This is a genomic window from Xenorhabdus littoralis, from assembly GCF_033949345.1.
GTDB classification, from domain to species: Bacteria; Pseudomonadota; Gammaproteobacteria; order Enterobacterales; family Enterobacteriaceae; genus Xenorhabdus; species Xenorhabdus littoralis.
The window spans coordinates 91,964-118,308 of the sequence record NZ_VCDP01000016.1; the positions used below are offsets into that span (position 1 = coordinate 91,964).

25 protein-coding genes, 2 tRNA genes and 1 pseudogene are annotated in these 26,345 nt (G+C 45.1%); 6 read left to right on the top strand and 22 right to left on the bottom strand.

The features are described 5' to 3' along the window. Positions 1–78 precede the first annotated feature (78 nt). The 13 genes from rpsO to rlmE form a co-directional block, all read right to left on the bottom strand. Complete coding sequence (rpsO, locus tag FE394_RS05260; protein WP_319925347.1) at positions 79–348, bottom strand: 30S ribosomal protein S15; 270 nt, start codon at positions 346–348, stop codon at positions 79–81. 176 nt (positions 349–524) lie between these two features. Beyond that, on the bottom strand, positions 525–1,487 hold the full coding sequence (truB, locus tag FE394_RS05265) for a tRNA pseudouridine(55) synthase TruB (protein WP_319925348.1): 963 nt from the start codon (positions 1,485–1,487) through the stop codon (positions 525–527). Next, positions 1,487–1,897: a 30S ribosome-binding factor RbfA gene (rbfA, locus tag FE394_RS05270; RefSeq protein ID WP_319925349.1), complete on the bottom strand. Its 411-nt coding sequence runs from the start codon at positions 1,895–1,897 to the stop codon at positions 1,487–1,489. The genes truB and rbfA overlap by 1 nt, the downstream gene beginning before the upstream one ends. A gap of 75 nt (positions 1,898–1,972) precedes the next feature. Beyond that, positions 1,973–4,747 (bottom strand): translation initiation factor IF-2, encoded by a 2,775-nt coding sequence (gene infB / locus FE394_RS05275; protein WP_319925350.1) that lies wholly within the window; start codon positions 4,745–4,747, stop codon positions 1,973–1,975. A gap of 25 nt (positions 4,748–4,772) precedes the next feature. Further along, complete coding sequence (gene nusA / locus FE394_RS05280) at positions 4,773–6,281, bottom strand: transcription termination factor NusA (protein WP_319925351.1); 1,509 nt, start codon at positions 6,279–6,281, stop codon at positions 4,773–4,775. Between the two features lie 21 nt (positions 6,282–6,302). After that, positions 6,303–6,755 carry a ribosome maturation factor RimP gene (rimP, locus tag FE394_RS05285; RefSeq protein ID WP_319925352.1) on the bottom strand — a complete coding sequence of 151 codons (453 nt, stop codon included), beginning with the start codon at positions 6,753–6,755 and terminating at the stop codon, positions 6,303–6,305. Between the two features lie 224 nt (positions 6,756–6,979). Then, positions 6,980–7,056: transfer RNA gene (locus FE394_RS05290), tRNA-Met, on the bottom strand. Positions 7,057–7,114: 58 nt separating this feature from the next. After that, positions 7,115–7,204: transfer RNA gene (locus tag FE394_RS05295), tRNA-Leu, on the bottom strand. A gap of 122 nt (positions 7,205–7,326) precedes the next feature. Then, entirely contained in the window at positions 7,327–7,665 is a 339-nt protein-coding gene (gene secG / locus FE394_RS05300; RefSeq protein WP_319925353.1) for a preprotein translocase subunit SecG, read from the bottom strand. A 177-nt stretch (positions 7,666–7,842) separates the two neighbouring features. After that, positions 7,843–9,180, bottom strand: a complete 1,338-nt coding sequence (gene glmM / locus FE394_RS05305) for a phosphoglucosamine mutase (protein WP_319925354.1) — start codon at positions 9,178–9,180, stop codon at positions 7,843–7,845. Between the two features lie 35 nt (positions 9,181–9,215). Continuing rightward, the gene (gene folP / locus FE394_RS05310) at positions 9,216–10,109 is read right to left on the bottom strand and encodes a dihydropteroate synthase (RefSeq protein WP_319925355.1); all 894 of its coding nucleotides are present in this window, start codon (positions 10,107–10,109) and stop codon (positions 9,216–9,218) included. Between the two features lie 72 nt (positions 10,110–10,181). Next, on the bottom strand, positions 10,182–12,095 hold the full coding sequence (ftsH, locus tag FE394_RS05315) for an ATP-dependent zinc metalloprotease FtsH (protein WP_319925356.1): 1,914 nt from the start codon (positions 12,093–12,095) through the stop codon (positions 10,182–10,184). Between the two features lie 48 nt (positions 12,096–12,143). Continuing rightward, positions 12,144–12,773 carry a 23S rRNA (uridine(2552)-2'-O)-methyltransferase RlmE gene (gene rlmE, locus FE394_RS05320; RefSeq protein ID WP_319925357.1) on the bottom strand — a complete coding sequence of 210 codons (630 nt, stop codon included), beginning with the start codon at positions 12,771–12,773 and terminating at the stop codon, positions 12,144–12,146. Between the two features lie 135 nt (positions 12,774–12,908). Here rlmE and yhbY point away from each other — a divergent pair, with 135 nt between their 5' ends. Next, positions 12,909–13,202 (top strand): ribosome assembly RNA-binding protein YhbY, encoded by a 294-nt coding sequence (gene yhbY / locus FE394_RS05325; RefSeq protein WP_319925358.1) that lies wholly within the window; start codon positions 12,909–12,911, stop codon positions 13,200–13,202. A gap of 104 nt (positions 13,203–13,306) precedes the next feature. Here yhbY and greA read toward each other — a convergent pair whose 3' ends face one another. Beyond that, positions 13,307–13,783, bottom strand: coding sequence for a transcription elongation factor GreA (gene greA / locus FE394_RS05330; RefSeq protein ID WP_319925359.1), 477 nt, complete (start codon positions 13,781–13,783; stop codon positions 13,307–13,309). A 273-nt stretch (positions 13,784–14,056) separates the two neighbouring features. On the opposite strand from greA, the gene dacB reads away from it, so the two are divergent. Continuing rightward, positions 14,057–15,505, top strand: coding sequence for a serine-type D-Ala-D-Ala carboxypeptidase (dacB, locus tag FE394_RS05335; protein WP_319925360.1), 1,449 nt, complete (start codon positions 14,057–14,059; stop codon positions 15,503–15,505). A gap of 112 nt (positions 15,506–15,617) precedes the next feature. Here dacB and cgtA read toward each other — a convergent pair whose 3' ends face one another. The 3 genes from cgtA to rplU form a co-directional block, all read right to left on the bottom strand. Further along, positions 15,618–16,784, bottom strand: coding sequence for an Obg family GTPase CgtA (cgtA, locus tag FE394_RS05340; protein ID WP_319925361.1), 1,167 nt, complete (start codon positions 16,782–16,784; stop codon positions 15,618–15,620). 130 nt (positions 16,785–16,914) lie between these two features. Further along, entirely contained in the window at positions 16,915–17,172 is a 258-nt protein-coding gene (gene rpmA / locus FE394_RS05345) for a 50S ribosomal protein L27 (protein ID WP_319925362.1), read from the bottom strand. A gap of 20 nt (positions 17,173–17,192) precedes the next feature. After that, positions 17,193–17,501 (bottom strand): 50S ribosomal protein L21, encoded by a 309-nt coding sequence (gene rplU / locus FE394_RS05350; protein WP_012986964.1) that lies wholly within the window; start codon positions 17,499–17,501, stop codon positions 17,193–17,195. 250 nt (positions 17,502–17,751) lie between these two features. On the opposite strand from rplU, the gene ispB reads away from it, so the two are divergent. Next, positions 17,752–18,723, top strand: a complete 972-nt coding sequence (gene ispB / locus FE394_RS05355) for an octaprenyl diphosphate synthase (RefSeq protein ID WP_319925363.1) — start codon at positions 17,752–17,754, stop codon at positions 18,721–18,723. A gap of 27 nt (positions 18,724–18,750) precedes the next feature. On the opposite strand, the gene FE394_RS05360 is transcribed toward ispB, so the two are convergent. Beyond that, positions 18,751–19,131, bottom strand: a complete 381-nt coding sequence (locus FE394_RS05360; protein ID WP_319925364.1) for a DNA-binding protein — start codon at positions 19,129–19,131, stop codon at positions 18,751–18,753. A 75-nt stretch (positions 19,132–19,206) separates the two neighbouring features. Continuing rightward, positions 19,207–19,554, bottom strand: coding sequence for a DNA-binding protein (locus tag FE394_RS05365; protein ID WP_319925365.1), 348 nt, complete (start codon positions 19,552–19,554; stop codon positions 19,207–19,209). 187 nt (positions 19,555–19,741) lie between these two features. On the opposite strand from FE394_RS05365, the gene FE394_RS05370 reads away from it, so the two are divergent. After that, on the top strand, positions 19,742–20,008 hold the full coding sequence (locus tag FE394_RS05370; RefSeq protein ID WP_319925366.1) for a helix-turn-helix domain-containing protein: 267 nt from the start codon (positions 19,742–19,744) through the stop codon (positions 20,006–20,008). Between the two features lie 112 nt (positions 20,009–20,120). Here the strand turns inward: FE394_RS05370 and mdh are convergent, their stop codons facing one another. Further along, the gene (gene mdh / locus FE394_RS05375; protein WP_319925367.1) at positions 20,121–21,059 is read right to left on the bottom strand and encodes a malate dehydrogenase; all 939 of its coding nucleotides are present in this window, start codon (positions 21,057–21,059) and stop codon (positions 20,121–20,123) included. Between the two features lie 438 nt (positions 21,060–21,497). Here mdh and argR point away from each other — a divergent pair, with 438 nt between their 5' ends. Both argR and FE394_RS19880 read left to right on the top strand, forming a co-directional pair. Continuing rightward, positions 21,498–21,968: a transcriptional regulator ArgR gene (argR, locus tag FE394_RS05380; RefSeq protein ID WP_319925368.1), complete on the top strand. Its 471-nt coding sequence runs from the start codon at positions 21,498–21,500 to the stop codon at positions 21,966–21,968. A gap of 140 nt (positions 21,969–22,108) precedes the next feature. Continuing rightward, a pseudogene (locus tag FE394_RS19880) lies at positions 22,109–22,225 on the top strand (IS982 family transposase); the annotation flags it as partial. A gap of 143 nt (positions 22,226–22,368) precedes the next feature. Here FE394_RS19880 and FE394_RS05385 read toward each other — a convergent pair. Continuing rightward, positions 22,369–24,042, bottom strand: coding sequence for a cyclic peptide export ABC transporter (locus FE394_RS05385; RefSeq protein WP_319925369.1), 1,674 nt, complete (start codon positions 24,040–24,042; stop codon positions 22,369–22,371). Positions 24,043–24,236: 194 nt separating this feature from the next. Continuing rightward, the coding region (locus tag FE394_RS05390) for a thioesterase domain-containing protein (RefSeq protein ID WP_319925370.1) at positions 24,237–26,345 on the bottom strand (2,109 nt) is incomplete at its 5' end.

Here is a 26,345-nt window from a genome sequence, read left to right on the forward strand (position 1 = left end):
ACGGTGTTTCGATTTCTCAATTCCGCTTCCTAGAAGAAAAGGGGCCCGATTAGGCCCCTTTCCACTGAAACTCATCGATTAGCGACGCAGACCCAGGCGCTCAATCAGCGTGGTGTAGCGAGCCAAATCTTTACGCTTCAGGTAGGTCAGCAGCTTACGACGCTGTGCAACCTTTCTCAGCAGACCACGACGGCTGTGGTGATCTTTTTTGTGCTCAGAAAAGTGACCTTGCAGTTGGTTGATGTCAGCAGTCAGCAGGGCAACCTGAACTTCGCTGGAACCACTGTCGTTAGCGCCACGGCCAAAATCAACAAGAATCTGCGCCTTTGCAGCAGTACTTAGAGACATAGTATAACTCCAAATAAATATGTAGTTTAAAATGACGAGTGCCGATCTCTAATTCAGCAACTCATGTATAGACGCGGTATTCTACGCTGCAAATAGGTGAAGCGCAAGACAGCACAATCGCCGCCATTCACTGTTTCTACGCAATTTGTCTGCTTAAAATTCCTTGTCAGTTACTATCATTGTTCAATTTCGGCTTCAGCTTCGATTTCAACAACCAGACGACGCGGAGCGACTAGCCCATCATCGTCAATCACGGCAATGCCGATGAATTTATTTTCATCGCCTTCGGTGACTCTCACCTGTTCACCCGAAGCCAGATTGTGCCCGCTTCGGACAGGTTGCCCTTGTTTAAAATAAGACGCAACCACAGATGCCAAGTGAATCACAGGAAAATGAGCAACGGCGGTATCCATTGGCAGCAGCAATGGGTCAAGTAACTCGCCCGCTTCCATTTCTTGATCTTCAGCCTGTTGTTTTAATTCATATAACTGTTCCAACGTCACCATTCTTTGATTCGGATAATTGGCAACCTGTAAACGGCGCAGATAAATCACATGTGCGCCACAGCCCAAAAGTTCACCTAAATCATCAGTAATGGTGCGGATGTACGTTCCTTTGGAACAGTGTATTTCCAATTCCAGCTCATCACCTTCCCAGCGAATGAACTGCAATTCATAAACAGTGATAGGACGCGCTTCCCGCTCAACTTCAATACCCCGGCGGGCATATTCGTACAGCGGCTTTCCCTGATGTTTCAATGCAGAATACATTGAAGGAACCTGCATGGTATCACCACGGAATGTATCTAGTGCTGCGTCAAGCTGAGACTGAGTGACTTGTACTTCACGTTCACTAATGATCTGTCCATGTGAGTCTGAAGTATCTGTACGCTGTCCCAGACGGGCAATCACTCGATAGCGTTTGTCAGAGTCCAGCAGGAATTGGGAAAATTTGGTCGCTTCGCCAAGGCAAACCGGCAACATACCTGTCGCCAGTGGATCCAGCGCACCAGTATGACCCGCTTTGCTGGCATTGAAAATCCGCCTTACTTTCTGTAACGCATCATTGGAGGAAATATCCTGCGGCTTATCCAGCAACAGTACACCGTTTATTGCACGGCCTCTACGACGACGCCCCATTATTTTTCCTCGTTGTGATCCGCAGATGCACGGCGCTGCTCGTCATTTTTCACGACATTGCTGACCAGATTCGACATGCGCATCCCTTCCACCAGAGAACTATCATAAGAAAAGGTCAGTTCAGGAATGACACGAAGACGCATCGCTTTACCCAGCAGAGAACGTATAAAACCTGAGGCTTCGTTCAATGCTTTAATACCTTCTTCAACCTTCCCTGAATCATGTCCTTCTACCAGAACATTCAGAAAGGTTACAAATACTTTGGCGTAAGCCAGATCGCGGGAAACCTCAACACCAGAGACCGTCGCCATGCTGATACGCGGATCTTTGACTTCACGCTGTAAAATGATGGCAATCTCTTTTTGCATTTCCTGTGAAACGCGCTGAGTACGACTGAATTCTCTTGCCATTGTTATATCTCCTGACATTTTGGGGGGCATTAAGCCCCCCAAGAATGGAATAAATCTATTGGATAGATGATGGTATTAATCGATGGAGCGTTTAATTTCAATCACTTCAAAAACTTCAATCATGTCGCCAACGCGAACGTCATTGTAGTTTTTCACACCAATACCACATTCCATACCATTACGAACTTCATTAACATCATCTTTAAAGCGACGCAGGGATTCCAATTCACCTTCGTAAATAACCACGTTATCGCGCAGAACGCGGATTGGGTTATTACGCTTGATGTTACCTTCTGTCACCATACAACCAGCAATAGCACCAAACTTAGGTGATTTAAATACGTCACGGACTTCTGCAAGACCCATGATCTGCTGTTTGTATTCTGGTGCCAACATACCGCTCATTGCCTGTTTGATTTCGTCAATCAGACTATAGATAACGGAATAGTAACGCAGGTCTACGCTTTCATTTTCAATGATGCGACGTGCCGAGGCATCTGCACGGACGTTGAAGCCCAGAATAATTGCGTTGGATGCTGCTGCCAGAGTTGCATCAGTTTCAGTGATACCACCTACGCCAGAACCGATGATTTTCACTTTAACTTCATCAGTAGACAGTTTCAGCAGTGAGTCACAGATTGCTTCACATGTACCCTGAACGTCAGTTTTCAGAACGATGTTCAGCTCAGATACTTTACCTTCTTCCATGTTAGCAAACATGTTTTCCAGTTTAGATTTCTGCTGACGAGCCAGTTTCACTTCACGGAATTTACCCTGACGATACAGAGCTACTTCACGTGCTTTTTTCTCGTCACGAACAACAGTCGCTTCATCACCCGCAGATGGAACGCTGGACAGACCCAAGATTTCCACTGGAATAGATGGACCCGCTGACATAACTTCGCGGCCAAGTTCGTTACGCATCGCGCGGATACGGCCATACTCAAAGCCACACAGGACGATGTCGCCTTTGTTCAGAGTACCAGACTGAACCAGAATGGTTGCAACAGGGCCACGGCCTTTGTCCAGGAATGATTCAATGACCACACCATTCGCCATACCAGTACGTACTGCTTGCAATTCAAGAACTTCAGCCTGAAGCAAAATCGCGTCCAGCAATTCATCAATACCCAGACCTGCTTTAGCAGACACGTTGATGAACTGAGTTTCACCGCCCCACTCTTCAGAAATGATGCCGTACTGTGAAAGTTCATTCTTCACGCGGTCAGGATCTGCTTCTGGTTTGTCGATTTTGTTCACTGCAACAACTACAGGTACGCTAGCAGCCTTGGCATGCTGGATAGCTTCTATAGTCTGAGGCATGACGCCGTCATCCGCAGCTACAACCAGAACCACGATATCCGTTGCCTTCGCGCCACGTGCACGCATGGAGGTAAACGCAGCGTGACCAGGAGTATCCAAGAAAGTCACCATGCCTTTCTCAGTTTTCACATGGTAAGCACCGATATGCTGGGTAATGCCACCTGCCTCTCCTGAAGCGACTTTGGTGGAACGAATATAGTCCAGCAGAGAGGTTTTACCGTGGTCAACATGGCCCATGATGGTTACAACTGGTGCACGAGATTCTGCCAGTGTTTCACCCGTATCACGATCGCTCATCAGCGCTTCTTCCAGCTCGTTTTCACGACGCAGGATAACTTTATGGCCCATTTCTTCGGCAACCATTTGCGCAGTTTCTTGATCGATGACTTGGTTGATAGTCGCCATTGCACCCATCTTCATCATGGTTTTGATGACTTGGGAACCTTTGACGGCCATTTTGTTAGCCAATTCAGCGACGGTAATCGTCTCGCCAATCACGACATCACGGTTAACCGCTGCTACAGGCTTGGTGAAGCTCTGCTGTAAAGAACTCGGTTTACGCTGTTTGCCTTTGCCACGGCCTACTGCGCGTGCTTCTTCACGATCAGCTTTAGATTCAGAATGTTTGTTATTCTTCTTCTGGCGGGTAGCTTTGCCACCACGGGTGCGGGCACGGCGATCGCCTTCAACTTTGGCGTCGTTTTCATCTTCTGCATCACGGGCATGAGGGGAAGTGGTTACGTGGTAGTCACTGCTTTCACCACTAACCTCGGATTCTTCAGCCCATTTACCTTGGTTTTCTTCTGCCATACGACGAGCATCTTCTGCAACACGCTTAGCTTCCGCTTCAACCTTACGGCGTACTTCTTCTTCAGCTTTGCGTTTTAATTCTGCTGCTTCGGCTTCACGACGCGCTTTTTCATTTTGCACGGCAGGCTCTGTCTGAGCTGATTTTGGTTTGTTTTCGGTATGTTGCTTAATCACTTTTTCTTTTTCCGCCGCCTCGCGTTGAGGCAGTTCAGCCTCGTCACGCTTGGCTTTTTCTTCTGCTTCACGTTGAGTGCTTTCTTGTGCCTCACGTTTCGCTGTTTCTTCAGCCAGACGTTTAGCTTGCTCTTCTGCGAGTTTTTTCGCTTCAGTTTCAAGCCGCGCCTTCTCTTCTACCTCGCGCCGAGCCTGCTCTTCCGCTTCACGCTTAGCCTGTTCTTCCGCTTGAGTCTGTTCAACAGCATCGCGGTTTACATATGTGCGTTTTTTGCGGACTTCAATCGCTACCGATTTACTTTTGCCACCAGTGCCAGGAACGTTTAGTGTACTGCGTGTTTTACGCTGTAGTGTCAATTTACTTGGCTGACTACCAGAACCGCCTTGTTCGCGGTTCAAGTGGGCCAGCAAAGCTTCTTTTTCTTTCTGGGAAACAGAGTCAGTTGCGGTTTTCTGAATGCCAGCATCAGCGAACTGCTGGATTAGACGTTCTACCGATGTCTGGATCTCTACTGCCAGTAATTTTACGGTTACCTCTGTCATTCTGTTCCTTCCTGCTACAGTTTATTTATGCATCATCGCCAAACCAACAGATATTACGGGCCGCCATAATGAGTTCTCCTGCTTTCTCATCATTCAGTCCTTCGATATCAGATAAGTCGTCGATACCCTGCTCGGCAAGATCTTCCAGAGTGCAGATGCCACGGGCAGCTAGGTCAAACGCCAAAGTACGCTCCATGCCAGAAAGATTCAATAAATCTTCAGCAGGTTGCTGATCACCAAGGCTCTCTTTTTGAGCCAGTTCCAGCGTAGTCAAGGCCGCTTTTGCGCGTTCACGAAGAACTTCAACGGTTTCCTCGTCAAGACCTTCTACTGCCAGAAGTTCATTGATTGGCACATAAGCCAGTTCTTCCAGTGTAGAGAAGCCTTCCTCGACCAATACGGTGGCGAAATCTTCATCAATGTCGAGATGCTTAGTAAATGTATCAATAGAAGCATGGGCTTCAGCCTGATGCTTCGCTTGTAGCTCTTCCGCAGTCATGACATTCAGTTCCCACTTGTCATCACCACGATGCTTTTTCAACAGTTGTGCTGCCAGACGAACGTTTTGACCATTACGACCAATCGCCTGAGCCAGGTTACTGTTTTCTACGGCAACATCCATTGTGCAGTTGTCTTCGTCAACCACGATAGATGCCACATCCGCCGGAGCCATTGCATTAATGACAAACTGTGCAGGGTTATCGTCCCACAGCACGATGTCAATTCTTTCACCGCCCAACTCACTGGAAACGGCCTGTACCCTTGCGCCACGCATACCTACGCAGGCACCTACAGGGTCAATACGCTTGTCGTTCGTTTTCACCGCAATCTTTGCGCGGGAACCGGGATCACGGGCCGCAGCTTTGATTTCAATGATCTCTTCGCCAATTTCAGGTACTTCGATACGGAACAGTTCAACCAGCATCTCTGGGCGAGAGCGAGTGATGAACAACTGCGCACCACGTGCTTCAGGACGAACATCATACAGAACGCCACGCACGCGGTCACCTGGACGGAAGTTTTCTCGTGGTAACATATCTTCACGAAGAATGACAGCTTCGGCGTTATTACCCAAATCCAGAGTAATATTTTCGCGGTTCACTTTTTTGACCTGAGCAGTCACGATTTCGCCTTGCTGCTCACGGAACTGATCAACAACCATCGCGCGCTCAGCTTCACGTACTTTCTGTACGATAACCTGTTTTGCTGTCTGAGTTGTGATACGGTCAAAAGTCACTGATTCAATCTGATCTTCAATATAACCACCCAGATCAATCTCTGGCTCTTCATATTTTGCAGCATCTACCGTGATTTCACGAGTTGGCAGGGTAACTTCTTCTACGACCAACCAACGACGGAAGGTATCAAAATCACCAGATTTACGATCAATGCAGACTCGAACGTCGATTTCCTGCTCATATTTTTTCTTGGTGGCTGTCGCCAGTGCAATCTCTAGTGCTTCGAAGATTTTTTCGCGAGGGAGAGATTTTTCATTAGAAACCGCTTCCACAACAGCCAGAATTTCTTTATTCATCCTAGTTGCCTCATCCGAACTTTAAAAGTGGGGTACCAGGTTCGCTTTCTGGATGTTGCTCAGTGCGAACACTTCGTCTTTTCCATCCACCGTAACCGTAATCATTTCACCATCGACAGCCTTGATAATACCTTGCCATTTACGACGGTTCTGCATTGCCATGCGTAAAACTAAACTGACTTTTTCTCCCATGAAACGCAGGTAGTGTTCAGCCTTAAACATTGGACGCTCAAGCCCAGGTGAAGATATTTCCAGGTTATAAAGCACCGAAATCGGATCTTCGACATCAAGTACTGCACTGACCTGGTGGCTAACATCAGCACAATTATCAACAGTGATACCTTCTTCACTATCGATATAGACCCGCAGCGTGGACACACGTGCGCGAATAAACTCCAGGCCCACTAATTCAAAACCCAAAGCTTCAACGGGTGCTGAAATCATCTCTGTTAATTTTTGCTCTAATGTGGACAAGCCCACCCCCAAGACATAAAAAAAGGGCTATATTAGCCCAGTAGTTCTGCTGTCAAATAACAAAAAACCCCGATACTCGGGGCTTTATGTAACTGGACCCTGTTTACTGCCAGTGGTCTCAACCAACTTCTTTCCATACCTTTCAAAGCAACCTTGCAAATTAGGATCGATATCTTAACGGCTGTTGAATGACTACTCCGGAAAAGGTATAGATTGTTAAGAAGTGGTTGCGGGAGCCGGATTTGAACCGACGACCTTCGGGTTATGAGCCCGACGAGCTACCATGCTGCTCCATCCCGCGTTCGAAAACGTGGCAAATCTTACGCTGATAATACTAAAAACGCAAGTTTCTAGATTAATGGTGCCGAGGACGGGACTTGAACCCGTACGCCCGTTGTTTAGGCACTACCACCTCAAGGTAGCGTGTATACCAATTTCACCACCTCGGCACTGATTTTTTATAGGACTGTCACCTTAATGGTTAGTTATGCTAACTATTTAATCTAACAATCCTACTTCAATTCTGTTATTGCTATTGCAATTGTGTGACTGATAATTGCGCTACTAAAAGTTACTGTGGGATATCGCTATTTGGTTTTGTTGGCGCTGCCGGAACTTCTGTTTGTTTTTCAACGTTAACAGGTTCAGACAAATTATCCCATTTACTGCTTGAAACAGTTTTATTACTGGTCATGTTACCGAGAATCAAACTGATAACGATAAACAGCGTTGCTAAAACCGCAGTCATGCGAGTCATGAAATTACCCGAACCCGATGAACCAAACAGTGTTGCTGATGAACCCGCACCGAAAGAAGCACCCATATCAGCACCTTTACCCTGCTGTAGCAGAACCAGAGCGATTAGCCCGATACCAACCAGCAAGAATATACCTAAAAGAGCTTCATACATATGTTGTACCCGTTTCCTCGTGGGGTTTACCACAGTTTTTTAGCGATATTATACTGCATCACCCGCTCACAATTAGAAAAATTAACTTATTGAGCGGGTGTGAATACTAACCAAAGCATTTCAGACAAGCAAGATTAATTTCAAATACTGATGTTGATCGAAGAAAAAATCAACAAATTAACCCATTTTTTTCACAGCATCAGCGATACGGTGTGCCAGTGCTGTCACCTGCGCTTCATCTTCACCTTCCACCATTACGCGGATCAATGGCTCTGTGCCTGACTTACGCAGAAGAACACGACCGCGACCATTCAATTCAGTCTCAACTGATTTAACGGCTTCAAGCACAGACTCCGATTGCAGGGGATTTGTCTCACCCGAAAAGCGAACATTAACCAAAATTTGAGGCAGAAGTTTCATGCCACTGCACAGATCATGCAGGCTCATATTATTGCGTACCATTGCGCTCAGGATTTGCAACCCAGCAACAATACCGTCACCTGTCGTGGTTTTGTCCAGCAAAATCACATGACCTGAATTTTCTGCGCCGATACGCCAGCCTTTTTCCTGCAATTTCTCCAGTACGTAGCGATCTCCGACTTTAGCGCGCTCAAATGGGATACCAAGCTGTTTCAGTGCCAACTCCAACCCCATATTACTCATCAGCGTTCCCACGGCTCCACCACGTAGCTGGCCTTGTCTTAACGCTTCACGGGCAATGATATAGAGGATTTGGTCGCCATCAACTTTCTGGCCCAAGTGGTCAACCATGATGATGCGGTCACCATCACCATCAAATGCCAGACCAACATCTGCCTGTTCATCCAGTACACGTTTCTGCAATAGACGAACATCTGTCGCACCACACTCTTCATTGATATTAATACCATTCGGCTCACAACCAATGGTAATAACATCCGCACCCAGTTCTCTGAGCACATTCGGAGCAATATGATAGGTAGCACCATTAGCACAATCCAGAATGATTTTTAATCCGTTCAGGCTTTGTTCACTGGGGAATGTACCTTTACAAAATTCAATATAACGACCCGCAGCATCAACGATCCGGTTCGCCCTTCCCAGTTCGGCAGATTCTACACAAGTCAGGGGCTTTTCCATTTCGGCTTCAATGGCTTCTTCAACATCATCAGGCAGCTTGGTTCCGTCAATCGAGAAGAATTTAATGCCGTTATCATAATAAGGATTATGAGAGGCTGAAATAACAATGCCAGCTTCTGCGCGGAAAGTACGTGTCAGATATGCTACGGCAGGTGTCGGCATAGGACCGGTAAACGATGCGGATAATCCCGCTGCGGCTAATCCAGCCTCCAGCGCTGATTCCAGCATATAACCTGAAATTCGGGTATCTTTACCAATGATGATTTTGCGTGAGCCATGACGGGCCAGCACTTTTCCAGCAGCCCAGCCAAGTTTTAAAACAAAGTCAGGGGTAATTGGTGTATTACCTACCTTGCCACGGATACCGTCAGTACCAAAATATTTACGGTTACTCATAAATTTCTTTTTCCTTTGCTGAACGTATTCTTTGCTCACAGCGTGTTTTTTGCTGACATCGTATTCTTTGCAGACATCATGTTCTTTGCAGACATCATGTTCTTTGCAGACAATGTTGCCTGAACAATTTGCATCGCCTGAACGGTTTCTTTGACATCATGTACGCGGATAATCTGGGCGCCTTGCATGGCAGCAATCACAGCACAAGCAACACTGCCTGTCACACGCTCCTGTGGTGGGACGTGAAGTAATTGACCAATCATAGATTTACGTGACATTCCTGCGAGAATCGGCAAGCCTAAATAGTGAAATTCTTGCAAATGGGCCAATAACTGATAATTATGCGATAAGTTCTTACCAAAACCGAAGCCCGGATCAAGGATCAAGTTGTTTTTTGCGATACCTGCCGCTACGCAAAGCTCAATTTGCTGTTCCAGAAATATTTTTACTTCAGCCAAAACATCATCATAGTGAGGTTCAGTCTGCATAGTGCGAGGGTGGCCCTGCATATGCATCAAACACACTGGCAATCCGGTTTGTGCCGCTGCTTCAAGCGCACCCGGCTCCTGCAACGCACGGATATCGTTAATAATATGAGCTCCAGCCTTAGCTGATTCCCTCATAACGGCAGCTTTTGAGGTATCTACGGAGATCCAGACAGCAAAACGCTGCGCCAGTGCTTCAATTACAGGAACAACGCGATCCAGTTCTTCTTGTTCACTCACATCATCCGCGCCAGGGCGTGTTGATTCTCCTCCCACGTCAATGACGGTTGCTCCTTCCTCAATCATTTTAGCGGCATGTCTCAAGGCTGTATCAAAGCTATTATGAGTTCCGCCATCAGAAAAAGAATCAGGAGTAATGTTCAAAATTCCCATCACTTGTGGGCAAGAGAGATCGAGGACACTTCCTCTGGCTGTCAATTTCATCGCTGGGGCCTTAATGTCAAAACCCCAGGCGAACCTGGGGTTTAAGGTAGTTTGATAAACTTACTAACTACATTATGCGGTTGGGTTACCGTCTGCAGGTTTCGCAGTTTGTTGTGGAGATGATGGAGTATGGCGGTTATTGCCACCGTTATTATCACCTTCCCAACCCGCTGGTGGACGTACTGTTGTACGATTCATCAGGTCATCAATCTGCGGCGCATCAATAGTTTCATACTTCATCAATGCATCTTTCATTGTATGAAGGATATCCAGATTATCCATCAAAATCTGACGTGCGCGGATGTAGTTACGATCTACGATAGCTTTCACTTCCTGATCGATTAAACGCGCGGTGTCTTCAGACATATGCTTCGCTTTAGCAACTGAACGACCGAGGAAGATTTCACCTTCTTCTTCAGCATACAGTAGTGGTCCCAGTTTTTCTGAGAAGCCCCACTGTGTCACCATGTTGCGAGAAATGGATGTCGCCACTTTAATATCATTGGACGCACCAGTAGAAACACTGTCTACACCATAGATAATTTCTTCAGCTAAACGTCCGCCGTATAAAGTTGAAATCTGGCTTTCCAGTTTCTGGCGGCTTGCACTGATTTGATCACCTTCTGGCAAGAAGAACGTCACACCCAACGCACGGCCACGAGGAATAATCGTGACTTTATGGACAGGATCGTGTTCCGGCACCAGACGACCGATAATGGCATGGCCTGCTTCATGATATGCGGTGGCTTCTTTCTGCTCCTCCGTCATTACCATTGAACGGCGTTCCGCACCCATCATGATCTTATCTTTGGCTTTTTCGAACTCAACCATAGCAACAACACGCTTATTGCCACGAGCAGCAAACAAAGCGGCTTCATTCACAAGGTTTGCCAAGTCCGCACCGGAGAAACCCGGTGTGCCACGGGCAATGATGGATGCATCAATGTCAGTATCCAGAGGAACACGGCGCATATGGACTTTAAGGATTTGTTCACGACCACGAACATCTGGCAGCCCAACAACAACTTGACGGTCGAAACGGCCGGGACGCAACAGGGCAGGGTCCAGAACATCAGGACGGTTAGTTGCAGCAATAACGATAATACCTTCGTTACCTTCGAAGCCATCCATCTCAACCAGCATCTGGTTCAGTGTCTGTTCACGTTCATCGTGTCCACCACCCAGACCAGCACCACGCTGACGGCCTACTGCATCAATTTCGTCAATGAAGATAATACAAGGAGCTGCTTTTTTCGCCTGTTCAAACATATCACGAACACGGGAAGCACCCACACCAACAAACATTTCAACGAAGTCAGAACCGGAGATGGTGAAGAAAGGCACTTTCGCCTCACCTGCGATAGCTTTTGCCAGCAACGTTTTACCTGTACCTGGAGGACCAACCATCAAGATACCTTTCGGGATCTTACCACCCAGTTTTTGGAAACGGCCAGGTTCACGCAGATACTCAACCAACTCACCCACTTCTTCTTTTGCTTCATCACAACCAGCAACATCAGCAAATGTGGTTTTGATCTGATCTTCTGTCAACATGCGAGCTTTGCTTTTACCAAAAGACATTGCTCCTTTACCGCCACCGCCTTGCATTTGGCGCATAAAGAAGATCCAAACGCCAATCAGCAGTAGCATTGGGAACCATGAAATAAAGAGAGTCGCCAACAGGCCTTGCTGTTCTGGTGGTTCACCAACAACTTTTACCTGTTTATTGAGTAGGGTATCCAGCAGCTTCTCATCCTGAATCGGCATATAAGTGCTGTATTTTCCACCGTTGTCTTTCTTAGTGAAATCAATGTCACGACCCGAAATACGTACTTCGCTTACTTGATTCTGCGATATCTCATTGATGAAGTTAGAGTAATCCACCCTACGACCGCTAGAATCGCTGGGACCGAAACTCTGGAACAATAACATCAAGACAACTGCGATGACTAACCAGAGAATCAGGTTTTTCGCCATATCACTCAAGGGATTAACCTCATATTACAACTGTGTTAACAAATAGTAGTCAGGGTACTACACTTTCAGCCCTGTCGCTACAATGTATACTTCACGTGATCGTGCCCGCGAAGCTTCTGGTTTACGAATTTTTATCTTCGTAAAAAGGGAGCGCAATTCCCTCAGGTATTCATCAAAGCCCTCTCCCTGAAACACTTTGACGATAAAACTCCCCCCAGGGGCCAGCACATCACGACACATCTCTAACGCTAATTCAATCAGATACATGGATCGGGGAATATCGACCTCGGGGGTCCCACTCATATTGGGAGCCATATCCGACATGACGACCTGGACTTTCTTATCACCCACTCTCTCAAGCAGTGTTTTCAATACAAGTTCATCACGGAAATCTCCTTGAAGGAAATCGACCCCAACTATCGGGTCCATCGGTAAAAGGTCACAAGCAATGACTCGCCCATGATTACCAATCTGACTGACTACGTATTGAGACCACCCACCCGGAGCAGCACCTAAATCAACAACGGTCATACCCGGTTTAAAGACTTTGTCGCTTTGCTGTATCTCATCAAGTTTAAACCAAGCGCGGGAGCGAAGCCCTTTTTTCTGCGCCTGAAGAACATATTTATCACTAAAATGTTCTTGTAACCAGCGACTTGAGCTTGCTGAACGTTTTTTATTGGCCATTGTTCTTTCCAACTATACTATATAGAGAGCCTTACTTTTTGCGCTCTCTCATCAAAACACACCATACTTTGATGGTGATAGATATGAGATGGCGGTAGAATATGCCGTTTTCAATCCCAACTAAGCAAAAAAACGATGACTCTTAACAAGAAACAAGTACAACACCTGAAAGGTCTCGCTCATTCCTTAAAGCCTGTCGTCATGATCGGTAACAACGGACTGACCGAAGGCGTATTGGCTGAAATCGAACAAACTCTTTCACATCACGAGCTTATCAAAGTCAAAGTTGCAGGCGAAGACCGTGAAATCAAAACTTTGATCGCTGAAGCGATTGTTCGTGAAACTGGTGCACATAATGTACAGATCATTGGGAAAATGATCGTTCTCTACCGTCCATCAACAGAACGCAAGATTAGTCTACCTAAATAACCACGGCATATTTATACAAAAGTGCCATATTTACCATGATAAAAAAGGCCAAATCTGGCCTTTTTCTTTCATATCAGCGTAGTCGCCGCTTACCGTGGTATTTATTAGATATAATCCACGTTCAAAACTTCGTATTCTACCTGACCGCCCGGCGTAGTGATAACAACCACATCATCAACTTCTTTACCAACCAGGCCACGGGCAATCGGTGAGTTCACAGAAAGAAGATTTTCTTTGATATTCGCTTCATCGTCGCCCACGATACGGTAGATTTGTTCTTCATCCGCATCCACGTTCAGTACCTTTACCGTTGCCCCGAAGATCACACGACCATTATTGGTTATCTTCGTGACATCAATCACCTGTGCATTGGAAAGTTTGGCCTCAATTTCTTGAATACGGCCTTCGCAGAAGCCCTGCTGCTCACGAGCGGCATGATATTCCGCATTCTCTTTCAAATCACCATGCTCACGCGCATCAGCGATTGCGGTAATAATTTGAGGGCGACGTACATTTTTCAAATGTTCTAATTCTTCGCGCAATTTATCCGCGCCACGTACCGTCATCGGAATTTGTTTCATTTATCAAACCTCTAAATCAATCCTAAGCCCAAACAACATCTTCCTGATTTCTGCAATAACAGCACAATGAGCACACCCTATCAGGCGGGACTCCAGACAATAAAAGAAGTGCAAATTCAGTATAGCCTGAATTCACATACATATTTTACCTGCTAATCTATCATTCTAACGTAGAGTTGATGATGAATCATCGTTTACTTTTCCCTGAATTGCGCTTTAGTATTATTGAACCAAATATTATTGAAATTCATTCACTTTATATATGTGAGATCTATGCCTCTTTTAAAAATTCCCAGCAGAATAGCTTGTCTACTCAGTTTGAGTCTGAGTGTGTTCAGTGCAAATGCCTCTTCAATTGAGGAAAGCGCTCAATATCTGCCTATGGGGACTAATCTCTCATTTATTGCCCAACAAGTTGGCTCAAAAGCGCCTTTAGTTGATTATCACGGGCAGCAAATGGCATTACCTGCCAGCACTCAAAAAATTGTGACCGCCTTGGCAGCGCTGCTACAGCTTGGCAAGGATTATCGTTTTATAACGACGCTGGAAAGTAATGCCAATATCTCAGATGGTGTATTAGAAGGTAATTTGAAAGCCCGCTTTGTCGGTGATCCGATGCTAACCCGTTCGCAACTGCGCAATATGGTTGAAACATTAAAACAATCCGGCATCAAACAGATTGATGGCGATCTCATCATAGACACGTCTATTTTTGCCAGTCACGATAAAGCCCCTGGCTGGGTGTGGAACGATATGACGCAATGCTTCAGCTCACCTCCGTCAGCCGCTATTGTGGATAAAAACTGCTTTTCCATCTCACTTTACAGCGCAGAGCAGCCCGGCGAACCCGCATTCGTTAAAATCCCTTCTTTTTATCCGGTTAAAGTATTCAGCGAAGTGAAAACGTTGGCCAAAGGATCGCCAGAATCAAAATATTGTGAACTTGATGTCATATCAGGTGATCTGAATCGATATACTCTGACAGGTTGTCTGACTCAGCGTACTGAAGCATTACCATTAGCGTTCGCCATCCAGAATGGAGCAAGTTATGCGGGAACCATTCTGAAAAATGAATTGAGTATCGCTGGCATTGAATTTAAAGGCTATATAAGACGCCAATCATCAGTTCAGCAAACAGAAAAAGTCCTCGCATTTAATCAGTCGGTATCGTTACATAACATGCTAAAAATCATGTTGAAAAAGTCAGATAACATGATTGCTGATACCATTTTCCGAACTCTTGGTCATCGCTATTTTAACGTTCCCGGAACATGGCGAGCTGGCTCTGATGCAGTCCGTCAGATTTTAAAACAAAAAGCCGGCATTAATTTAGGCAATACCGTCATGGTGGATGGATCTGGTCTTTCACGCCACAATTTGATCACAGCTTCAACCATGATGGATATGCTGCAATTTATTGCCCAACACAATGATGAGTTGGACTTCATCTCCCTGCTCCCTAAATCGGGATATGATGGTACTTTGTCTTATCGTCCCGGTCTGCATGAAGCTGGGATGGACGGCAAGATCTTTGCTAAAACGGGGTCACTACAAGGCGTTTATAATCTGGTGGGTTTTATGACTGCCGCCAGCGGGCATCAAATCGCTTTCGTCCAATTTATCTCTGCCTATTCGGTTTCTCCTGAAGATCAACGTACACGTCGGGTTCCCTTGTCGCGCTTCGAAAATCATTTATATAAATTGTTATATCAGAAGAATTGAACAGAATAATTTGATAAAAACGGTTAACAGAAGATATCTGGTCTAAAATTGATCGAAAAAGGGTGCTAAAAAATAGCACCCTTTTGTTATATTCGAGCGTTTCGTATGAAGACTACTGTTTATAAATAAACTCAATGCCTTCGTCGTCTTCCTCGTCCCAGTCGTCATCGAAATCATCCTCAGATGACTGCTCCAACTGTTCCTTATGGTAATCATCCCACATGAATTCAACTTTTTCAGGTTGAGATTCTTCCGACGTTTCCAGGCCACGAGGCTGTGTATTCATGAATTCCATAATATCCCAGCAAAGCTCTTTTACGCCCTGACGGTTCACTGCTGAAATCATGTAATAATCGCCTTCCCAACCAAGTTCATCAGCAATAGCCTTAGCCCGCTGTTTGGCTTCTTCTGGATCGGTCAGATCCACTTTATTAAATACCAGCCAACGCGGTTTTTCTGCCAATTTTTCACTGTAGTTGTGTAGCTCTTTGATAATAATGCGAGCATTCTCAACCGGATCAGATTCATCGATCGGGCAGAGATCAATCAAGTGCAACAATACGCGGCAACGCTCCAAGTGTTTCAGGAAGCGAATACCCAAACCTACGCCTTCTGATGCTCCCTCAATCAAACCAGGAATATCTGCGACCACAAAGCTCTGCTCGTTATCCATGCGCACAACACCAAGACTTGGTACTAATGTTGTAAATGGATAATCAGCAACTTTAGGTCTTGCTGCTGAAACAGCACGGATAAAGGTGGATTTACCGGCATTTGGCATTCCCAGCATCCCCACATCTGCCAACAACATCAGCTCCAGCGTCAGCTCGCGGCTTTCTCCTGGCGTACCCATTGTTTTTTGACGAGGCGCGCGGTTTACAGAAGATTTAAAACGGGTGTTACCGAGGCCGTGGAAGCCTCCTTTTGCGACCATAAAACGTTGTTCATGACGCAACATATCCCCAAGCACTTCTCCAGTGGCAATGTCACATACACGGGTTCCGACCGGAACCTTGATGGTAATATCCTGACCACGTTTGCCGGTACAATCGCGGCTTTGTCCATTTTGACCGCGTTCAGCGCGGAAGGATTTTTCAAAACGGTAGTCAATCAATGTATTGAGGTTTTCATCTGCAAGCAGATAGACGTCACCACCATCGCCGCCGTCACCGCCGTCAGGTCCGCCTTTTGGAATATATTTTTCACGACGAAAGCTGACGCAACCATTGCCACCATCTCCCGCTACAACCAGTATTCTGGCTTCATCTACAAATTTCATCTTTTTTCTCCGTAGGATAGCCACTGTAAAGCTGGATGGCAGGCAGTACCCAGAGATGGCGTAATCCAGAATATAAAAAGCCCCGCAACACACATTGCAGGGCTTCCGATTCGACTAAGATTCAAAAAAATTATTCAGCTTCGATGCTGATAAATTTACGATTTTTTGAGCCTTTAATTTCGAATTTAACTTTACCGTCAGCTAATGCGAACAGGGTGTGGTCACGACCACAACCTACGTTGCTGCCTGCGTGGAATTTAGTACCACGTTGACGAACAATGATGCTGCCTGCTAAAACAGACTCACCACCAAAACGTTTTACACCCAGACGTTTACTTTCAGAATCGCGACCGTTACGAGTCGAGCCGCCAGCCTTTTTGTGTGCCATTAATCTGCTCTCCTAAAATCTTAAGCGATGCCAGTGATTTTAACATCGGTGAACCACTGACGGTGGCCCTGTTGCTTACGGCTGTGTTTACGACGACGAAACTTAACAATTTTAATTTTCTCGCCACGACCGTGAGCAACTACTTCAGCTTTAACTTTAACGCCTTCAACTACTGGAGCGCCGATTTTGATATCTTCGCCATTAGCGACCATCAGCACCTGGTCAAACTCAACAGTTTCACCTGTTGCGATGTCCAGCTTTTCCAAGCGAATTGTTTGGCCTTCGCTTACTCGGTGTTGTTTACCACCACTTTGGAAAACTGCGTACATATAAACTCCGCTTTCCGCGCACCCCCTAAAATGCTTCCCAGAGCGCGCTATAAAATATTCACAATAGGGCGCGAATTCTACGCAAAAACCGCTTGGAAGACAAGTGCAGAATTAGAACAGATGAGAAAAAAACGGAGTTTTTCGATTGTCATTTATTTGAACGCTTTTTCAAGTACAATCGAGATATCGTGATATCTATTGATATGCTAATTAATGAGTATAGCTCTGAATCAGAGTCCAAAGCCAAAACATGAATTTAGAATCGATAATAAAACTCACCGCTGATGATATGGCAGCGGTTAATGAAACCATTCTTAAGCAGTTAAATTCTGATGTTGCGCTGATCAACCAACTGGGTTACTACATTATCAGCGGCGGTGGCAAGCGTATTCGCCCAATGATTGCGGTACTGGCTGGTAAAGCGCTTCAATGTGAAGAAGAAAAACACATTAAAGTGGCGGCCTTGATTGAGTTTATTCATACCGCAACATTGCTGCATGATGATGTCGTTGATGAATCTGATATGCGCCGTGGCAAATCCACAGCCAATGCGATTTATGGCAATGCGGCCAGTGTTCTTGTCGGCGATTTTATCTATACGCGCTCATTTCAGATGATGACTGATCTTGATTCCATGCGCGTATTGAAACTCATGTCTGACGCCACGAATGTCATTGCTGAGGGTGAGGTGATGCAGTTGATGAACTGTAATGATCCTGATATCTCAGAAGATGATTATATGCGCGTCATTTACAGTAAAACCGCCCGGTTATTTGAAGTCGCAGCACATTCAGCAGCCATTCTGGCTAACGCAACACCAGAACAAGAAGTGGCTTTGCTTGATTATGGTCGTTATCTTGGCACGGCATTTCAGTTAATTGATGACCTGCTGGATTACGATTCCGACGATAATACGCTCGGTAAGAATACAGGGGACGATCTGAACGAAGGCAAGCCGACCTTACCCCTTTTACACGCCATGAACCATGGAACGCCTGAACAGTCGGCACTGATACGTAGTGCCATTGAACAAGGCAATGGCCGCCATTTGTTGGATACTGTACTAGTAACAATGAAACAGTGTGGTTCACTTGAATACACCCGCCAACGGGCGGAGGAAGAAGCGGATAAGGCAATTTCAGCGTTACAAATACTGGAAGACTCTCCATATAAGGCGGCCCTTGTGGGATTAGCCCATGTCGCCGTACAGCGACTTTCCTGAGCTGATTCAATCAGCCTGCCGGATTATTTAATCCGGCAGGCTGTTTTTACTATCAATCTCTTGAATTCCTGTGTATTGGACAAGACTGGCCAGTCCCTCTCTCAAAATGAACTTAACCATGCGTTCCCTTTCAGACTTGGTCAACTGGTAATAAGCTTCCACCCAAATCATAAACGGGTCTTGTCGTTTATTGCGGTAATACTCGACCGAGTTTTCACTGACGGCCAGTACATTCAATACTTCTTCGGGCAAGCTGTTAACATGATATTCGAGTGCTTTTCCCTGCACGCCACGCTTACGGCGTTGTTCCCAACCCTCGCGTCTCGCCATCAAATTGACTCCCTGGGGAGACGATGGCAGCCCTGCGAGGCTGATGAGTTCTTTTGCAGAATACCATTCTTTTTTCATCTCTTTCTCCTCGCTTTGTACCGGAGCAGTGAAGAGGAAGCCAAATTTTAAACATTTGGCTTTTCAAAAGCTGCCTCAAGTAGCTGTGATTTTTTCCAAAAAACTTCTTATGCCATCTCGTAATATCACTTCAGTAATTACCTCCTTTTCTTCCTCGGTGAGTAAATTAAATGCACTCACCCAGATGGATAGAGGATCTTGTTTCTGAATCTGATATTCAGGTGATGTTTCATGAAGTTCCAGAGCAGACAATGTTGAATCAGGAAAACAAGAATAATGGTATTCAATTGCCCTGCCTTGAACACCTGCTCGTTTTTGCCTCATCCATTCTTCACGTTTTGCTCTGGCATTAACTCCTTGTGGTGATCTAGGTAACTCACCTACACCGGTCAACTCCATTGCCGTATACCACTCTTTTTTCATAATGTTTCTCTATTTTTGTAACCAAGTTCAAAAAAGAAGTTATTAAGAAAAAATTAGAAATATTTTTAGAAAAAATAATGTTATTTTATTTTCTTAATAACAGATTCGTGTTCGTTATTAATTTCACACTAACGCTTTAGTTATACCACTAATGTGGCTTCAAATTTAATAGGAAAGGATTAAAAAAATGATTTCTATGAAATCGGATTGGCATCCTGCTGATATTATTGCCGCTTTACGTAAACGTGGAACTACGCTCGCAGCCGTTTCTCGTAAGGCGGGACTAAGCTCATCAACTTTGGCGAATACACTTTCTCGCCCATGGCCCAAGGGAGAATGGATAATAGCGAATTATTTAGAATTACATCCGTCTGAAATATGGCCAAGCCGTTATTTCAATCCCCATACAGGAGAGTTATTAGAAAGGAAAGTTCGAGATAAAAAGAATAATTAGCGATCAATTTAATTATTCAAAGAAAAACCGCTAGTTAGAAAATAACTAGCGGTTTAAGTTATCTAATATATTTAACTTAATTCGTATATTAATAAATTACGAATTAAATAAATCATCCATTAATAAATTCTTCGCCCAGCTCAATATCTTTCTTCAGAACATCTAACATGTTATTCAGTGCTTTCTGTTCAAAGTCACTTAACTTGCCAATATCTAAATGTTCTTCGATACCATTTTTACCCAGACGTACAGGTTGAGCGAAGAAACGGGCATGTTCACCGTCACCTTCAACATAACTACACTCGATAACATTGCTCTCGCCTTGCAGACCACGGATCAGAGAAAGACCGAAACGTGCCGCAGCCTGCCCCATAGACAGAGTTGCCGATCCACCACCTGCTTTCGCCTCAACCACTTCTGTACCTGCGTTCTGGATACGCTTGGTCAATGCTGCAACTTCTTCATCAGTAAAGCTAACATCCGGAATTTGAGACAGCAGTGGCAGAATAGTCACGCCGGAGTGTCCACCAATCACAGGAACTTCCGTTTCTTCTACTTTTTTGCCTTTCAGTTCAGCAACGAAAGTGTTGGAACGGATGATATCCAGAGTCGTCACACCAAACAGACGGTTTTTATCGTAAACACCTTCTTTTTTCAGAACCTCAGCCGCGATAGCCACGGTGGTATTAACCGGGTTTGTGATAATCCCGATTAATGCTTTCGGACTAGTTTTCGCAACTTGCTGAACCAGATTACGAATGATCCCCGCATTGATATTGAATAAATCAGAACGATCCATACCGGGTTTACGAGCCACGCCCGCAGAAATCAGTACAACATCAGCGCCTGCCAGTGCAGGGGTTGCATCTTCACCAGCAAAACCAGTGACTTTGACTTCTGTTGGGATGTGACTCAGATCAGCTGCCACGCCTGGAGTTACCGGAGCAATGTCATACAAGGAAAGCTCTGAACCTGAAGGAAGCTGGGTCTTAAGTAGAAGGGCAAGTGCCTGACCAATACCACCGGCTGCACCGAGAACTGCAACTTTCATCCTGATACTCCTTAAAAATAAGTGCTGTAAATCACTACGTATTAAAAACAATCTGTTAACAGCCAGATTATCTACCTAATGGATTGATGATGGAACACCAAAGTTGGCTTATTCTAGACAAAAGGCTTATCTGTTAATGAGATAACGGACGCTTTTTTGATAATTACTTCAGTTATATCATTAATCAATTAGTTGATTACCTTACACTTCCCTTCAGCATCAAACAACACCAATTAATTAACAATACATTTACTCTGTTTAATTCATCTAAAAGAAAATAAGTAAAAATAATCTCATTAATAACCTTTTCACTAACAAGGTTATATGACAAAAATATGCAATTATGCTCTATATTCAGGTTTTTTCTCCTCTTTCTTGAATAAAAATTCACTCTTTTGCATAATGTCCGCTTCATAACAGATTCAACGATGGTGAAATATGCGTGTTCCTTCGAAACAGGAAGATTTGGTAAAAGCTTTCAAGGCATTATTGAAAGAAGAAAAATTCAGCTCTCAGGGTGAAATTGTCTCAGCTCTTCAGGATGAGGGGTTTGAAAATATCAACCAATCTAAAGTTTCCAGAATGCTGACAAAATTTGGTGCTGTCCGAACCCGTAATGCCAAAATGGAAATGGTCTACTGCCTACCCGCAGAACTCGGTGTTCCCACGACCACCAGCCCATTAAAAAATCTGGTTTTAGATGTCGATTATAATCCCAGTGTTGTCGTTATACGTACCAGCCCAGGTGCAGCACAGTTAATTGCGCGCTTGCTGGATTCATTGGGTAAAGCAGAAGGGATTCTTGGCAGCATTGCAGGAGATGACACTATTTTTACTACACCAGCGCAAAACTTTACGACAAAACAGCTCCATGAGGTGATCCTCAATCTGTTTGAGCAAGAACTTTAATCCAGCTCAGTCATATCAATAAAATCAGCAGACGCATTATAGTGGAGATCCTCAGGCGATGAGGGCTTTAGAAGAACTTTTCTGCTGCGTCGATGATTTTTACCCAAAATTTATTCCCTTTTGGGAACAACAGCTCATCGAGAATAGTCGGCTTTTTGTTGGAAGTGGTATCGGGTTTAATTGCGTATACCTTCCAACCGAAAAAGCCGAGCTTAAATTTGCGTGATTCTAAAATTGCTATCCTTAAGCAAAGCTGAGGTTAAGTTATCTTGTTCTTTTATTTGAAATGCTCTTTTCCTGTTCAGGAAAAGAGCATTTACAAATTAACACAGTAATCGTAGATAGGGTGAAATATCCTCGAGTTGAAGATTTAATCCATATTAGGTATTTTCTAGTAATATCATTGAGTCATTACCATTCTATCCTCATTGATAATCAGCCTACCACTTTCCAGCTTGATACAATGATCGGCTAAATGAAAGAAACGATCGTCGTGGGTGATAGCGAGTACGGCTTTACCGCGCGCAGCCAACTCGGGTAATAGCTCCTGATAGAACACCGTCTTAAACAGCGGATCCTGATCAGCGGCCCATTCATCGAACAGATAGAATGGCCGATCTTCCAAATAGGCAACCACTAGAGCAAGACGTTTGCGTTGTCCCAGTGACAAATCGCGAGTTGAGAAACATCCATTTTCAATCTTTACCTTGTGATCCAAATGTAGTTTAGCGAGTAATGCATTAGCACGTGAATCCAGTGCCGAATCGGTATCGCTCAAACCTATCAATGTTTCGAAGAGATGGAAGTCGGAGAAAACCGCCGAGAATAGTTGACGATAGTTGGCTCTGTTGTTGTCAGTGATCACATGTCCATCAACAGTAACTGTGCCGTTTTCTGGTGTGTAGAGTCCGACCAGCAACTTGGCGAGAGTCGTTTTGCCACTGCCGTTACCGCCAATCAAAAAAGTAATTTCACCTCGTTTTAGTTTCATATCGATTGGACCGAGTTGGAATACCTTATCTTCCTGCTCTCGATAATAACTGTGAGTAAGGCCAGACAAGCGCAGTGAAGTAGCTTCACCGAATTCATTAGCAGAAATCTGCTGTGTAAATTGGTCTTGCTCATTCAGCTCTGTTAATACATTTCCAATGCGATTCAGTGATACACGTGCCGCATTCAGTGCTGGAATACTGTTTAACAAACCGTCTAAGGGCATCAACATAAACAGAAATATAATCACATAACCAGCGAGTGTCGTTACTTCAAGGCCCGGTATTATCGTCGGGGCAAATATAACCAGCCCCAAAAATACATAGAATAAAAAGAGTATCCAGCCAGCACCGAAGGCATAAACCCCGAAAGCATGGGTGCGATGCTGGCGTACTGCGTCAATTTCACGACCAAGGGAATTAGTGAAGAAAGCCTGAGTACGTGAGAAGTGTAACTTTAACTCTTTTGCGCCAGAGAATAATGCGTTGAAATGGTTGAATAGGCGATCTTGTGCTTTGCCCGCTGCGTTGAATGAGTTGATCGCTTTGGCTCCACCGAGGCTATAACCGAGTGAACCAATGACGACTATAGCCAGCGCTAAGAAAAATACGGGCCACGACAACCAGGCCAGATAACCCAGGCAGCCCAGTACAATTGAACCTTGCATCACGATATTGGGCAGAGTGAAGAATAACAATGATACATTGGTTGCATCGTCAGTGATGATGGATTGAGCGCGCGAGGCGCCAAGCACCTCAATCTGACGGAATGGTGCACGGGTTACACGTTCTGAGATGAGTTCGCGCATCTTTGCCATCGTATTCTGGCTCAGTTTAGCGAAAATCACGCCACTAAGTATGCGGCAGGCAATAGCCAGCACAGCCAGAATACCGAAATACCAAGCGAGTGAGGAATAGTTATCGTCGGAGGTTGTCACTGCTTTATTGATTAATGTGATCAAAGAAACGCTGGAAATACCATTGACAATGCTGGCAAAAACGGCAATGACAAATGCCCAGCGTGAACGGTATAACAGTGAGAGTAAGATCCGATAGGTCGGTTGTTTAATTGTCGAAGTGTTCATTTATAATCCATAAATTCCGTACATAATCTGGCGTTAAACATAATGTATTTATCCCTTCTGGCGGGTGGCACACTAAACCTCGTCTAATCAAGGGAAGCAAATTTCCACACCATTACACCTGAAAGCCAGATTGATAAAGGATGATAAAATGCCAGCCCCGTAAGGCTGGCTTAAGGTAACAAAATCTGGTTATTCTACTTCATGAACAAACCCTCGAAATTAGCGCTAACATAATCCAATTTTTCCCACAGTAAAGTAGCAAGTTGATTAACTTGTGGGCTAGACAGCATGGTCATGTGATTACCAGGTGCGATTATTGTACTTAGCTGAGTAACATGCCTACGCCACATTTTCTCGTGAGTTTCTGTTTCATCAATATCTCCTTCTTTGGCGTTAATTAGATGAACAAGACCCTTATAGCTGGTATGTGGTGTATAACTCGTGTTCAGATTGGCTTGCATAACTTGGACAACACCTTGCAACAGAGATGTATTCGCATTCTCTGGGAAAATGCCCGCATTCACCAAGGCTTGAAACAGGGAACGAATCTGTTCATCCGGCTCCTGATTTTCGAAGTCTTGGCTGGTAAACGGTAATGGCTGAGTCAGTATCATGTTGTAGATATCGATCAACTTCATTAGCGTTTCAATCCGGCCGACAGCTTTAGGAACACTATCCTGCGGATCAGGAGCACTGGTATCAACGAGTATGAGATCGGTGACCTTTTCTCCTTGCGCCTGTAGTTGCAACGCAATCTCAAAGGCTATCCAACCACCGAAGGAATGTCCTAGCAGGTGATAGGGGCCATGAGGCTGTGTTTGACGGATTGCCTGAATATAAGCATGAGCCGTACTTTCAACGCTAATATAAGGAGGAAGATGCGCATCTATCAGACCACGAGACTGCAAAGCGTGTACAGGTAGCTTCGGTGGAAGGGACAATGCCAACCCGATAAAACCGGAAGCGCTGGCACCTGCTCCAGGAATACAGAAAAGTGGCGCAATAGACTTGCCCCCATTTTGGATGATGATATTCGGGGTGTAGGTTGTGGGCAACAAGTGCTCAGTGATCAAATCAGCCACTTGGTTGAGCAAAGGCTGTTGCATGATGGAGTTATGAGTCCCACCAATAGGATGAAGTACGGAATTCTCTCCAACGATATTGCGCCAGCCACGCCAAGAGTCATACTCAGCAGGTAAATTATCTGCTGTATAGAGATGGATGGGTAAAGATGAAGCAGGAGCAATATATTTTTGACCAAATTGTAAAATGGCTCTCTGAGTATAAATACGAAGGAGGATATCCTCTTTTGTAATACCGGTTGGTAGCCATTGGTGTTCGTTACAAAAGGCAAGGAGTTTGTCCATGTCATTGAAGTTATAAAGCTTATCCAAATCATGTTTATCAATAACGTCTATATGATCACGCAGATATTCAATAATCGTATTGATATCTTTCTGCGTATCATTTACAGATTTATTGGCATCAATATTATGTCCACTTTCAGTATCAATTTTGAGTCCACTTAAATTGTAGGAATCGATCATACCAAGGTACTTGACTTCTTCACCGCTGCTAATCAGTTGCAAGGCCATCTCGTAAACAATGACGCCCCCGATTGACCAACCTGCGAGATGATAAGGGCCGTGAGGTTGAACCCGACGAATGGCTTGAACATGGTAAGCGGCAAGTTCTTCAATGGAAGTCGGAGGCTTCTCTAGTGTATGGAGTCCAAGTGCCTGTAACCCATAGACGGGCAGTTCCGACGGTAGCAAAGTCGCCAGTAGTGAATAAACCAGCGGGTCACCTGTGGTCTCGTGTACCAGAAATAATGGCGATAGACTGCCTTTAGGGCTTAACGGCACAGGATTTGCCTCAAAAGGTGAACTTGGTTTGTTTGACTTGTCGTTAATAGCCAGCGCCAAATCACATAATGTTGGATGAGAGAATAAAGTAGCCAACGACACTTCCATGCCTTGTTTACTTATGTAGTTCAGCAATTGCACAGCTAACAACGAATGACCACCTAACTCAAAGAAATTGTCATGGCGCCCGACACGCGCCAGTCCCAGCAGGTCTTGCCAGATCTGCGCCAGCATAGTTTCCCCTTCACCAATAGGCGCTTCATAACCACGTACAGCCACAGCAGATTGCTCAGGCGCGGGCAGTGCCTTGCGGTCCAACTTGCCGTTCAGCGTGAGCGGGAAAGTTGCCAGCACCACAAAGGCCGCGGGCAGCATGTAGTCGGCCAGATGTTGCGCCAGTTGCTGGCGTAAATCCGCCGGCACCAGTTCAACACCCGC